Source organism: Staphylococcus sp. GDY8P198P, from assembly GCF_017891615.1.
Taxonomy (GTDB): domain Bacteria; phylum Bacillota; class Bacilli; order Staphylococcales; family Staphylococcaceae; genus Staphylococcus; species Staphylococcus cohnii.
Genome location: NZ_JAESJQ010000001.1, coordinates 241,127 through 255,076, shown reverse-complemented (window position 1 = coordinate 255,076; position 13,950 = coordinate 241,127). Strand labels below are relative to the sequence as shown.

Annotated in this window: 10 protein-coding genes, 1 pseudogene, 1 riboswitch and 1 other annotated feature; of the genes and pseudogenes, 10 read left to right on the top strand and 1 reads right to left on the bottom strand. The window is 35.0% G+C overall.

Annotation, left to right across the window (positions count from 1 at the left end; translation table 11 throughout):
* Positions 1–12 precede the first annotated feature (12 nt).
* Both gyrA and KA824_RS00995 read left to right on the top strand, forming a co-directional pair.
* Complete coding sequence (gyrA, locus tag KA824_RS01000) at positions 13–2,700, top strand: DNA gyrase subunit A (protein WP_107523305.1); 2,688 nt, start codon at positions 13–15, stop codon at positions 2,698–2,700.
* Positions 2,701–2,928: 228 nt separating this feature from the next.
* Positions 2,929–3,063 (top strand): annotated as a pseudogene (locus KA824_RS00995) (transposase); the annotation flags it as partial.
* A gap of 188 nt (positions 3,064–3,251) precedes the next feature.
* Here the strand turns inward: KA824_RS00995 and KA824_RS00990 are convergent.
* A complete protein-coding gene (locus KA824_RS00990) occupies positions 3,252–4,064 on the bottom strand; it encodes an NAD(P)H-hydrate dehydratase (protein ID WP_026034765.1) in 813 nt (270 codons plus the stop codon).
* Between the two features lie 379 nt (positions 4,065–4,443).
* Between KA824_RS00990 and hutH the strand changes: the two genes are divergently transcribed.
* The 8 genes from hutH to rplI all read left to right on the top strand — a co-directional run bounded on the left by hutH (position 4,444) and on the right by rplI (position 13,939).
* Positions 4,444–5,946 carry a histidine ammonia-lyase gene (gene hutH / locus KA824_RS00985; protein WP_107523306.1) on the top strand — a complete coding sequence of 501 codons (1,503 nt, stop codon included), beginning with the start codon at positions 4,444–4,446 and terminating at the stop codon, positions 5,944–5,946.
* A 97-nt stretch (positions 5,947–6,043) separates the two neighbouring features.
* Positions 6,044–6,234, top strand: a binding site (T-box leader).
* A 66-nt stretch (positions 6,235–6,300) separates the two neighbouring features.
* Entirely contained in the window at positions 6,301–7,590 is a 1,290-nt protein-coding gene (gene serS, locus KA824_RS00980; RefSeq protein ID WP_019468519.1) for a serine--tRNA ligase, read from the top strand.
* Positions 7,591–8,032: 442 nt separating this feature from the next.
* Positions 8,033–8,728 carry an AzlC family ABC transporter permease gene (locus KA824_RS00975; RefSeq protein ID WP_019468520.1) on the top strand — a complete coding sequence of 232 codons (696 nt, stop codon included), beginning with the start codon at positions 8,033–8,035 and terminating at the stop codon, positions 8,726–8,728.
* Positions 8,725–9,054 (top strand): AzlD domain-containing protein, encoded by a 330-nt coding sequence (locus KA824_RS00970; protein WP_019468521.1) that lies wholly within the window; start codon positions 8,725–8,727, stop codon positions 9,052–9,054. Before KA824_RS00975 ends, KA824_RS00970 begins: the two co-directional genes overlap by 4 nt.
* Positions 9,055–9,181: 127 nt before the next feature.
* Positions 9,182–9,281, top strand: a riboswitch (SAM riboswitch).
* Positions 9,282–9,342: 61 nt separating this feature from the next.
* The gene (metX, locus tag KA824_RS00965; RefSeq protein WP_107523307.1) at positions 9,343–10,311 is read left to right on the top strand and encodes a homoserine O-acetyltransferase MetX; all 969 of its coding nucleotides are present in this window, start codon (positions 9,343–9,345) and stop codon (positions 10,309–10,311) included.
* A 276-nt stretch (positions 10,312–10,587) separates the two neighbouring features.
* On the top strand, positions 10,588–11,514 hold the full coding sequence (locus KA824_RS00960; protein ID WP_181187422.1) for a DUF2232 domain-containing protein: 927 nt from the start codon (positions 10,588–10,590) through the stop codon (positions 11,512–11,514).
* A gap of 14 nt (positions 11,515–11,528) precedes the next feature.
* Positions 11,529–13,496, top strand: a complete 1,968-nt coding sequence (locus KA824_RS00955; protein ID WP_107523309.1) for a DHH family phosphoesterase — start codon at positions 11,529–11,531, stop codon at positions 13,494–13,496.
* Positions 13,493–13,939, top strand: a complete 447-nt coding sequence (rplI, locus tag KA824_RS00950) for a 50S ribosomal protein L9 (RefSeq protein ID WP_019468525.1) — start codon at positions 13,493–13,495, stop codon at positions 13,937–13,939. The genes KA824_RS00955 and rplI overlap by 4 nt, the downstream gene beginning before the upstream one ends.
* Positions 13,940–13,950 lie beyond the last annotated feature (11 nt).

Genomic DNA, 13,950 nt, shown 5'->3' with positions numbered 1-13,950 from the left:
GAGGATATCTTGATGGCTGAATTACCTGAATCAAGAATAAATGAACGAAATATAACGAATGAGATGCGTGAATCGTTCCTAGATTATGCGATGAGCGTTATCGTTTCACGTGCGCTACCAGATGTTAGAGATGGTTTAAAACCAGTACATCGACGTATACTTTACGGCTTACACGAACAAGGTATGACACCTGATAAATCATATAAGAAATCTGCGCGTATTGTTGGGGACGTTATGGGTAAATATCACCCTCACGGAGACTCCTCAATTTACGAAGCTATGGTTAGAATGGCCCAGGACTTCAGCTATCGATATCCTTTAATTGATGGCCAAGGTAACTTTGGTTCTATGGATGGTGATGGCGCAGCGGCGATGCGTTATACAGAAGCGCGTATGTCTAAAATCACACTCGAAATGTTGAGAGATATTAACAAAGATACGATTGATTTTGTTGATAACTATGACGGTAACGAAAGAGAGCCGGCAGTCTTACCTTCAAGATTTCCAAATTTACTTGTAAATGGTGCATCAGGTATCGCAGTAGGTATGGCTACTAATATACCTCCACATAACTTGACTGAAGTAATCAATGGCGTATTAAGTTTAAGCTATAATCCAGATATTACGATTGCAGAATTAATGGAAGATGTTCAAGGGCCAGACTTCCCTACAGCAGGTATTATTCTTGGTAAAAGTGGTATACGCCGTGCATTTGAAACTGGACGTGGTTCAGTTCAAATGAGAGCAAGAGCTGAAATTGAAGAACGTGGTGGCGGTCGTCAACGTATCGTTGTAACAGAGGTTCCATATCAAGTAAATAAGGCCCGCATGATTGAAAAAATTGCTGAATTAGCACGTGATAAAAAAATCGATGGCATTACAGATTTACGTGACGAAACAAGTTTACGTACTGGTGTGCGTGTTGTAGTTGACATACGTAAAGATGCCAATGCCAGCGTTGTATTAAATAACTTGTATAAACAGACACCATTACAAACGTCATTTGGTGTTAACATGATTGCTTTAGTTGATGGCAGACCGAGATTGATTAACCTTAAAGAAGCATTGGTTGAATATCTTGAACATCAAAAGATAGTTGTAAGAAGAAGAACAGAATACAACTTGAAGAAGGCACAAGACCGTGCACATATTTTAGAAGGCTTAAGAATTGCTTTAGATCACATTGATGAAATTATTCGTGTGATCCGTGAATCTGATACAGATAAAGTTGCAATGGTAAGCTTGCAAGAACAATTTAAACTTACTGAACGACAAGCGCAAGCCATCCTTGATATGCGATTAAGACGTTTAACAGGTTTAGAAAGAGATAAAATTGAATCTGAATATAATGAATTAATTGCATATATAGAAGAATTAAAAGCGATTCTTGCAGACGAAGAAAAACTATTACAACTTGTTCGTGATGAATTAATTGATGTTCGTGAACGCTATGGTGACGAACGTAAAACAGAAATTCAAATGGGTGGTCTCGACAATATTGAAGACGAAGACCTAATCCCAGAAGAACAAATCGTCATCACATTAAGTCACAATAACTATATTAAACGTCTACCCGTTTCAACATATAGAGCTCAACATCGCGGTGGTCGTGGTGTACAAGGTATGCAAACATTAGAAGAAGATTTTGTAAGTCAACTTGTTACATTGAGTACACACGATCATGTCTTATTCTTCACGAATAAAGGTAGAGTGTATAAACTTAAAGGTTATGAAGTGCCAGAACTCTCCCGTCAGTCTAAAGGTATCCCAGTAGTCAATGCGATTGAACTGGATAATGATGAAACGATTAGTACAATGATTGCCGTCAAAGATTTAGAAAGTGAAGAAGACTACTTAGTATTTGCAACGTTAAATGGTATCGTTAAACGTTCAGCATTACGTAATTTCTCACACATTAATAAAAACGGTAAGATTGCGATTGGTTTCAAAGAAGATGATGAATTGATTGCAGTGAGATTAACAGATGGTGAAGATGATGTATTAATCGGTACTGCTCATGGTTCTTTAATCCGCTTTAACGAAACTGCATTACGTCCTTTAGGTCGTACAGCTGCTGGTGTTAAAGGTATTACATTAAGAGAAGGCGACAGCGTCATTGGATTAGATGTTACTAAAGCAGAAACAGATGATGAAATTCTAGTCGTGACTGAAAATGGCTACGGTAAACGTACACCAGTTAGTGAATATCGTTTATCTAACCGTGGCGGTAAAGGTATTAAGACTGCTACGATTACAGAACGTAACGGTCAAGTTGTATGTATCACATCCGTCGAAGGTAAAGAAGACTTGATGATTGTTACAAATGCTGGTGTAATTATCCGTATCGGCGTTGAAGATATTTCACAAAATGGACGTGCAGCCCAAGGTGTAAGATTGATTAAATTAAACGACGATCAATTTGTTTCTACAGTTGCTAAAGTAGATGAAGAAGAAAAAGAAGCTGAAGAAATTGAACTTCAAGAAACAGAAAATGAACAAATTGAAGGCTCTTCAAGTGACGGTCAACAATCAGAATCTGTAGTAACTGATGATTTATCAGAAGGTATCGTTCATACCGAAGTTGAAGAAGATACAGATGAAGATGGTCGTCAAGAAGTGAGAAAAGACTTTATGGATCGTATCAATGAAGACATCGATAATAGTGATAATGAAGACACTGAAAGCGAAGATGACGAATAATCTCAATTTCTATAAGTAAACCAACAGCTACATTCAAAATTGAAAAATTTAAATATACAAATGAATCTGGGACATAAATCCCTATTCTCAAATTAAGAGGGCCAATCCTTAATATGGATTGGTCCTCTTTATATTTAAAATCTTACGATTTTGATCGTGCATGCTTGCCTGGGTATATGGCTCGAGCCTGTAGTCTCTCGCTCATATCATTTCCCCGAGCGTCAGCACTCTAGTCATAAAATAGAAAAACTACTTAATGATGATATCCGAATGATGTGGCTATCACAAAATCAAAAGCCTTCTTCTAAAACAATTAATCGTTTTAGAGTAAATCCTAAAGTAGATGCCCTATTAACATCTTTAACTTTTTGTATTAATGGCACTTAATATAAGAAAAGTAGTAGCTCAAAGAACTAAATATAACCAAAACAATAATAAAAAAGGCAATTTCTATATTATTTCAATAGAAATTGCCTTTTTACTTGTCCAAGAACTTTATGTTCCAGACTCATTTTATTTTGGTTTAATATATTTATATCGCAGGTGCTTATTTAGCTCTCCAATGCTTTCATAGCATATGGAATTTCGCTAATTAAATGAGAAGGTGGTACGACATACATTTTCTTTGATAACTCTTCCCCGATATAACTGTGTGTATAAGTAGCACTCGTAACCGCTTCTTTCGTGTCGTTGAATTGACCTACAAAACTTGTAATCATACCGGCAAGTGTATCACCCATACCGCCTGTAGCCATCGCAGGTGTACCAATTGGTAGTTTGTAATCTCCATCTTTGAAATAGATTTCAGTGCCGTGCATTTTTAATACAATCGTTGCTCCAATTCTATCAGCAGCTTCGCGATTACGTTCATAGGTTTGTTCTTCTATTGCGATACCACTTAAACGTTCCCACTCTTTTTGATGTGGTGTGAAAATAACATTGCAAGTTGGAATATCTGGCTTTAATTTACTAAATATAGTAATAGCATCTCCATCCACTATAAGTGTTTGGTGCGGTTGAATGTTTTGTAATAAGAACGTGATAGCATTATTTCCTTTGAAATCACAGCCTAACCCAGGACCAATTAAGATACAATCTGTATTTTCAATCATTTTAGTGAGCATTTTAGTATCATTGATATCAATCACCATTGCTTCAGGACAGCGTGAATGTAGCGCAGCATGGTTTGTTGGATGTGTAGCTACCGTAATTAAACCACTGCCACTATAGACACAAGCGCGTGCAGCAAGCATGATTGCCCCACCTAGATTCGCATTACCCCCAATTAAAAGAATTTTGCCATAATCACCTTTATGCGTTTCATCTTTACGTTTTGGAATGCTTACTGATGAAATTGTTTCCAACATTGAAACCCCCTTTAATCATATTAGTTATTTCAACTTTTAATTTGTATATTTGATTATTATTTTGTTGATTCGTAAGTTTGTACTTTTTGATAAGAATTGTGTATTTATAAGCTTTACGAAAGGTTTTCTCTGTAGCTTTTTTATTAATCTGCTTTTTAAATACAATAGAAAATATTATACCTGCTTTGCATTTTAGTCAATAGGTAAAAGCATTAAGAATTTGTTTATTTTTAGAAATAATAAATTTGGCTTCTTTATCTTATTAAAATACTAATTTAATACCATGTTACGGATATGGACGAACCTATTGTTCTTAAAAATATGGAAGCGTATACTCTAATTAATTGAAAATCATCAGAAGTAAGGAGATGGGGAAATGACATTACAGCTTAATGGTGAAAAATTAACAATTAATGCAATTAAAGATTTTTTATATCAAAGTGATGATGTAAAAGTAACAGAGGATGCATATGAACATGTAAAACAGAGCAGGGTAACAGTAGAAAAGATTATAGATGATAAAGAAACAATTTATGGTATAACGACTGGATTTGGTTTATTCAGTGATGTGCGTATTGATGAGGGAGAATATAACCAATTACAAGTAAATTTAATTCGTTCACATGCATGTGGTATCGGAAAACCTTTTTCACAGGATGTCGCGTTAGTGATGATGATTTTACGTCTAAACACATTGCTAAAAGGTCATTCTGGTGTGACAATCGATTTAGTGAATCAAATCATATATTTTATTAACAATAGAATTATTCCAGTCATTCCACAACAGGGGTCTCTTGGTGCTTCAGGTGATTTAGCACCACTTTCACATTTAGCTTTGGCATTGATTGGAGAAGGTAGCGTCTATTATAAAGGTGAAGAAGTAGACAGTCGGTATGTCTTAAATTTATTAAATCGTGAACCTTTGAGCTTACAGGCTAAAGAAGGTCTTGCTTTAATTAATGGCACGCAAGCTATGACTGCACAAGGTGTAATTAATTATATAGAAGCGGAAGATATTGGTTACCAAGCGGAGTGGATTGCTGCACTTACACATCAAGCATTAAATGGTATTACTGATGCATATCATGAAAAAGTGCATCGCGTCCGAAATTTTCCAGAACAGATAGATGTTGCTTCGCGCATGTTAGACTGGCTTGAAGGTTCTAAATTAACAACGACACAGGGAGAAATTCGCGTACAAGATGCTTATACATTACGCTGTATTCCACAAATACATGGCGCAAGCTTCCAAGTTTTTAATTATGTAAAAGAAAAGCTTGAATTTGAAATGAATGCGGCGAACGATAATCCATTAATATTTGATGAAGATGATGAGACATTAGTTATTTCTGGAGGTAATTTCCATGGTCAACCGATTGCATTCGCGTTAGACTTCTTAAAGTTAGGCGTAAGTGAATTAGCCAATGTTTCAGAAAGACGTTTAGAGAGATTAGTAAACCCACAATTGAACAATGGTTTACCGGCGTTTTTAAGCCCTCAACCGGGTTTACAGAGTGGTGCAATGATCATGCAATATGCAGCTGCAAGTCTTGTTTCGGAAAATAAGACACTCGCACACCCAGCTAGTGTAGATTCTATTCCATCATCAGCTAATCAAGAAGACCACGTTTCTATGGGGACGATTGCTTCACGCCATGGTTACCAAATGATTGAAAATGCACGACGTGTTTTAGCAATAGAAACAATCATCGCACTTCAAGCAGTAGAATATAAAGATATTGAAAAATTATCACCTAAAACCTATGAAAAATATCAAGCTTTACGAAAAGTGGTACCATCTATCACTGAAGACCGCCAATTTCATAAAGACATAGAAGCTGTTTCACAGTATTTATTAGATCACGCTTATGCTAATTAAGGTTGGGTGAATTTTTAATGAACATTCAGCGATTGCATATCCTTGGCCTTGAAAAGTGATAGGTTATTTGCTATATTAAAATCAAGTTAATAAAGCTATTGTTCGTAGGATAAGTAGTATTGTACTTCTGGTTTCAGAGAGCTTGTGGTTAGTGAGAACAAGTAATCAGTGTCAATGTGAATCTACCTACTATATGAGAACAATCGGGTTTAACCGTTATTTTGGTGAAAGCGCAGTCTCTTTTGACTGTTAAATAGGGTGGCAACGCGTAAAGACCACGTCCCTTGTACAGGGATGTGGTCTTTTTTGTGTTCTATTCTTAAAAAAAAATAAATTGAAAGGATGGAAAATGACATGTTAGACATTAAACTATTTCGTAATGACCCAGAGTTTTTAAAAGACAAAGTTGCAAAACGTGGTATGGATACAAAAGTAGTAGATGATGTATTATCGCTTGATGACAAACGCCGTGAATTAATTCGTAAAGCTGAGGAAATGAAAGCTGAACGTAACAAAGTGAGCGGTGAAATTGCGGAAAAAAAACGCAATAAAGAAAATGCAGATGATGTTATCGCAGAAATGAGAAAATTAGGTGACGACATCAAACTGTTAGATAATGATTTAAATAATGTGGATAAAGAGCTAGAAGACTTATTATCTCGTATTCCAAATACAATTCATGATGATGTGCCTGAGGGTGATTCTGATGAAGAGAATGTAGAATTAAAACGTTGGGGTACACCAAGAAAATTTGATTTTGATGAAAAAGCACATTGGGATTTAGTAGAGTCACTACAAATGGCTAATTTTGAACGCGGTGCAAAAGTTTCTGGTGCAAGATTTGTGTTCTTAACTGGCGAAGGCGCACAGTTAGAAAGAGCATTAATGAACTATATGGTCACGAAACACACGACGCAACATGGTTACACAGAAATGATGGTACCACAATTAGTAAATGCTGATTCAATGTACGGTACTGGCCAATTACCAAAATTTGAAGAAGATTTATTCAAAATTGAAAAAGAAGGATTATATACAATACCAACGGCAGAAGTACCATTAACGAATTATTATCGTAATGAAATTATTGGTCCGGATGTCTTACCTGCTAAATTCACAGCGCAATCAGCGTGTTATCGTAGTGAAGCGGGTTCAGCTGGTAGAGATACAAGAGGGTTAATCCGTTTACATCAATTCGATAAAGTAGAGATGGTGCGTTTTGAAAAACCGGAAGACTCTTGGCAAGCATTAGAAGAAATGACAGAACATGCAGAAGCAATTTTAGAAGAGTTAGGCTTACCATATCGTAGAGTTATTTTATGTACAGGTGACATAGGCTTTGGCTCAAGCAAGACTTATGACTTAGAAGTTTGGTTACCAAGCTATAATGAGTACAAAGAAATTAGCTCTTGCTCAAATATTACTGATTTCCAAGCACGCCGTTCTAACATTCGTTTTAAACGTGATAAAACAGCAAAACCAGAATTAGTGCACACATTGAATGGTAGTGGTTTAGCAGTAGGACGTACGTTTGCTGCAATCGTAGAAAACTATCAAAATGAAGATGGTTCAGTTACTATTCCAGATGCATTAGTACCATATATGGGTGGTAAAACAGTGATTCACCCAGTTAAAGAAAAATAAGATTAGTTGTAATGAATATCATCAGCGGTATTTGAGTTAGCTCAAGTGTTGAACTTTCAAAATAGATGCTACAAAATGATGAAATGCAAATAGAGGTTGAGACAAATGGATGTCTCAACCTCTCATTTTATATGAACAATGATCCTTCTGATCTTCTAAATACCTTAAATACTTTTAAAGTAAAGAAAGGGTAGGGGAGGTGTTAAATATCTCGTTTTGTAGGTTATCTCATTTATTGAAGGCCTTATTTTATTCAAAAAATGAGAGGTAAGTCTAAAATAATAACACAATATTCTGGAATTTAAATTACTATAATAACAGTATTTTTAGACAAACGTAAGTCTTAGGTTACACATACGTCAGTCTAAAAACATTGAATGTATATTTCAGTTTGTATTAAACTAGTTCTATTATTTTTATAAAATGTGTGGGAGGTGGCATGATGGCAACACATTTAACTTTTAAGCAAGGTGTAAAAGAATGTGTACCGACTTTGTTAGGTTATGCTGGTGTTGGTCTTTCATTTGGTATTGTTGCAGTTGCTTCAGGTTTCAATTTGATTGAAATCATTTTATTATGCTTACTTGTCTATGCTGGCGCGGCACAATTCATTATTTGTGCGTTAGTCATTGCTGGAACTCCAATTTCTGCAATTGTATTAACGACATTTATTGTAAATTCTAGGATGTTTTTATTAAGTATGACCTTAGCGCCAAGTTATAAAGGATATGGGTTTTGGAATCGTATAGGTATGTCTTCTTTGATTACAGATGAAACATTTGGTGTCGCTATTACACCACATCTAAAAGGTGAAAAAATCAATGATCGATGGCTGCATGGATTAAATATCACAGCTTATTTATTTTGGACATTTGCAAGTGTTGTTGGTGCTGTTTTTGGTAAATACATAACAAACCCAGATGCATTTGGGTTAGATTTTGCTATTACTGCAATGTTTATATTCTTAGCTGTTTCCCAATTTGATGCTATTAAGCAATCACAATTTAAAACATATTTAGTATTAATTGTTTGTGTGATCATATTAATGCTCATTTTAAGTTTCTTTATGCCTTCATATGTAGCAATTATCTTAGCTTCGACAATTACTGCGGGGTTAGGGGTGGTGATCGATAAATGACAACGACCTTACATATGCTATTAATCATTGTTTTATGTGGTGTGGTCACTTGGTTAACACGAATTATACCGTTTATATTAATTACAAAAATTAAACTATCTGAGACAGTTGTAAAGTGGCTTTCCTTCATTCCTATTACATTATTTACGGCATTGATTGTAGACGGCGTCCTAGAACAACATGAAGGTTCAATGGTGTATAGTATTAATTTACCGTTTTTAGTGACGATGCTTCCAACAATAATCATTGCCATTATTACACGGAGTTTAACGATTACGATTGTCAGTGGTATTTTAATAATGGCAGTTTTAAGATGGATATTTTAAATATATTATTGAAGTGGTTCACATTATCCGTTAGAATAGCAATAATTAGAAAATTTTGATAATTTTAAAGGAATACTTGTTAAAATAGATGTTTGATTTATACACAGCTTTTTACAATTAAAATTAAATCTTATTTCGAGAAGCAGAGGGACTTGGCCCAATGAAGCTTCAGCAACCGACTTTAGAAGCACGGTGCTAATACCAACGATTCGCTCGAATAATAAGTATTGTAACTTCTTACTTATTATAAATAGGTAGGAAGTTTTTTTACTAAGTAGGAGGTAAATGATGACAAATTATACGGCTGATACATTAGAATTGGGACCATTTACAACTGAATCAGGTGAAACGATCTTAAATTTAAAATTACGTTATGAACATGTTGGATATGAAGGGCAGCCACTTGTACTTGTATGCCATGCGCTGACAGGTAATCATTTGACATACGGGACGGATGACAATCCTGGTTGGTGGCGAGAGATTATAGATGGAGGGTACATGCCAATACATGATTATCAATTTTTAACATTCAACGTGATAGGTAGTCCATATGGCTCGAGTTCGCCACTTACAGATGCTGACTTCCCCACGCATTTAACATTGCGTGATATTGTCAATGCAATAGAATTAGGTATTCAAACATTAGGGTTTGATCGAATTAGTATTTTAATCGGTGGGTCTTTAGGAGGTATGCAAGCGCTGGAATTATTGTATAATCATAAATTTGAAGTAGATAAAGCAGTCATTTTAGCTGCAACAGATAAGACATCCTCATATAGTCGTGCATTTAATGAAATTGCGAGACAGGCGATTCGATTAGATCATGGTGAAGGTATGAGTATCGCAAGACAACTTGGTTTCTTAACGTATCGTTCTTCTAAAAGTTACGATAGACGATTTACACCAGACCAAGTTGTAAACTACCAGAAGCATCAGGGAAATAAGTTCAAAAAGCACTTTGATCCATTGAGTTATTTAACCCTGCTAGACGTCTTAGATAGCCACGATATAGATAGAGATCGTACTGATGTAGATGAAGTGTTTGGACGTCTAGATACTAAAGTTATGACTATGGGCTTTACGGATGATTTATTATATCCAGACGATTTAGTATATGCTACAGGTGCGCGATTTAAATATCATAAGCATTGCTTTGTGCCAGATAATGTAGGACATGATGGTTTCTTACTGAACTTTAACGATTGGGCACCCAATTTGTATCACTTTTTAAAAGTTTCCAAGTTCAAAAGAAAATGACGATATGCTACATTTTAGTTCGTTTTGTATTATAAGACGTCTGGGATAGTTATTTTATACTTAAATGAAAGTGGAAATAACTGTGTTCCTATGACGTCTTATTTTTATGGTGAGTAAAATGTGAAATTTGAAGTTGGTATTAACGAGGAGATGTAATTTAAAAAGGCGCTCATTTTCAGATTTTGTCGCTGATATTGAACTTCTGACAAAAAGAATTGTCAATAATTGTATAAAAGTTTTAAAGAGGTTAAAATAATAAACATAGACAAAAATTGTATAGGAGTGGCGAATTTGTTTTCTAAAATACATACTAAAGCCACTATACTTAGTGTAATCACGTTAATTATAGTAGCTTTAGCTTTACATATATTACCGCTACTTGGACTCGTGTTGAGTTTATTTGCAACAATTCCAGGTATTATTTTATGGCATAAATCTGTAGAATCTTTTGGCTTAACGGCAGTCATTACAGTTGTGCTAACTACGTTATTAGGTAATATATTCGTGTTAAGTATCATGATCCTCTTGTTCGTAGTGAGTGTTGTAGTGGGTCAATTATTAAAAGAACGTACATCAAAAGAACGTATACTTTATATAACAACAACGTTTATTAGTATCATTGCATTAATTGCATTTATGGTGTTACAAGCATTTAAAAAAATACCAAGTGCTACATCATTAATCAAACCGATTAAAGAACAGATGTATAACATAATTTCTAGCGCTTCAGTCAACGCGGATTATAAACAAATGTTTGAAGAGACTTTCCGCCAATCAGCAGTGCAACTACCAAGTTATATGATTGTTGGTGTATTTCTACTTATATTAATCAATTTAATTATCACTTTTCCAATCTTGCGTAAATTCAAAATCGCTACACCCATATTTAAACCATTATATACTTGGCAAATGAAGCGTTCTGTCTTATGGATGTATGTTATTGTATTAATTTGTGTTATGTTTTCAACGCAACCAAGTGCGTTTCAAACCATCGTCTTAAACTTTGAAATTGTGTTATCATTATGTATGTACATTCAGGGGTTAAGTGTGATTCACTTTTTCGGAAAAGCGAAATCAATGCCGCCAGCACTTACTGTGATATTAATGGTAATAGGGACAATTTTAATGCCATTAACACATATTGTGAGTCTCCTGGGATTTGTAGATTTATGTATCAATTTAAAACGTATCATTAAAAAATGATTTGAGGTGGAAAAATGAATCGTCAATCCACTAAAAAAGCGTTGATTTTACCATTTATTATTATGGTGCTTACAGCGATAGCGCTTGTCGTCGTTTGGTTTATTTTTAACCAATTGATTGCAGGTATAGCTACTGTTGTATTACTCATCATAATCGTAGGGACAGTACTGATGGTAAGACAAGCTTTACAAAAATTGGATAACTATGTAGATAATCTGAGTGGAAAAATCTCAGCAAGCAGTAATACTGCTATTAAAAGGTTACCTATTGGGATGATTATCTTAGATGAAAATGAAAACATAGAGTGGATGAACCAATTTATGTCGGATCGTCTAGATCGAAATGTCATTTCTGATCCAGTCAATGAAGTATATCCTAATATATTAAAACAGTTAGAAAAAACACAAGAAGTGGAAATTCAAGAAAATGAATATCACTATCGTGTAAGATATTCAGAAAAAGAACATGTATTGTATTTCTTCGACATTACTGAAGAAATACATACACAAGAGTTATATGAAGCATCTAAACCAATTATTGCAACACTATTTTTAGACAACTATGATGAAATTACGCAAAATATGAATGATACACAACGTTCAGAAATTAACTCTATGGTTACGCGCGTCATAAGTAGATGGGCAACAGAATATGACATTTATTTCAAACGTTATAGTTCAGATCAATTTGTTGCTTATTTAAACCAACGCATTCTAAATGAAGTTGAAGCATCTAATTTTAGTATACTGAGTCAATTACGCGAAAAAAGTGTGGGTTACCGTGCGCAATTGACATTAAGTATTGGTGTAGGTGAAGGTTCAGAGAACTTAATCGATTTAGGTGAATTATCTCAATCTGGACTTGATTTAGCACTAGGCCGTGGTGGTGACCAAGTTGCAATTAAGCATATGAACGGAAATGTGCGTTTCTATGGCGGTAAGACTGACCCCATGGAAAAACGTACACGTGTAAGAGCACGTGTTATCTCTCATGCATTAAAAGATATTTTAATGGAAGGCGACAAAGTCATCATTATGGGACATACGCGTCCAGACTTAGATGCTATAGGTGCAGCCATTGGTGTCTCAAGGTTTGCTATGATGAACAATTTAGATGCTTATATTGTGTTAAATGATTCAGATATTGATCCGACGCTGCGTCGTGTGATGAATGCAGTCGATGAAAAGCCTGAACTAAAAGAGCGTTTTATCACATCTGATGAAGCATGGGATGTCATGACGTCTAAGACAACTTTAGTAGTTGTAGATACGCATAAACCTGAAATGGTTATCGACGAAAACATATTAAACAAGGCAAATCGTAAAGTTGTGATCGATCATCATAGACGTGGTGAAAGCTTTATCTCTAGCCCATTACTTGTTTATATGGAACCATATGCAAGTTCAACTGCAGAGCTAGTGACTGAATTGCTAGAATACCAACCAACAGAACAACGATTAACACGTTTAGAGTCGACAATTATGTTTGCAGGTATTATTGTAGATACACGTAATTTCACATTACGTACAGGTTCAAGAACATTTGATGCGGCAAGTTATTTACGTGCACATGGTGCAGATACAATATTAACGCAGCATTTCTTGAAAGATGATTTAGATACGTACATTAATCGTACTGAATTAATCCAAACAGTGAAACTTCAAGAGAACGGTGTCGCAATTGCACATGGTTCGAACGAAAAAATCTATCATCCTGTAACAGTTGCACAAGCAGCTGATGAACTGTTAAGTTTAGATGGTGTAGAAGCTTCGTATGTAGTTGCTAGAAGAGAAGATAATCTAGTCGGTATGTCTGCCCGATCACTCGGTGCAGTTAACGTTCAATTGACAATGGAAGCACTTGGTGGCGGTGGTCATTTAACTAATGCAGCTACACAATTAAAAGATGTCACTGTTGATGAAGCAATAGAACAATTACAACAAGCTATAACAGAACAAATGAGTAGGAGTGAAAATTCATGAAAGTAATATTCACACAAGATGTTAAAGGTAAAGGTAAAAAAGGCGAAGTTAAAGATGTACCTGTAGGCTATGCAAACAATTTCTTATTGAAGAAAAATTATGCAGTAGAAGCTACACCAGGTAATTTAAAACAGCTTGAAAAGAAAAATGAAGCTGCAGAAGCGGAACGCCAACAAGAAATTGAAGATGCTAAAAAATTAAAAGAAACATTAAGTCATATTGAAGTTGAAGTATCTGCTAAAACAGGTGATGCTGGAAAATTATTCGGTTCAGTTAGTACAAAACAAATCGCGCAAGCATTACAACAACAACATGATATTAAAATAGACAAGCGTAAAATGGATTTACCAAACGGTATACATGCATTGGGTTACACAAATGTACCAGTTAAATTAGATAAAGAAGTAGAAGGTACAATTCGTGTACACACAGTTGAACAATAAAAACGGATTGA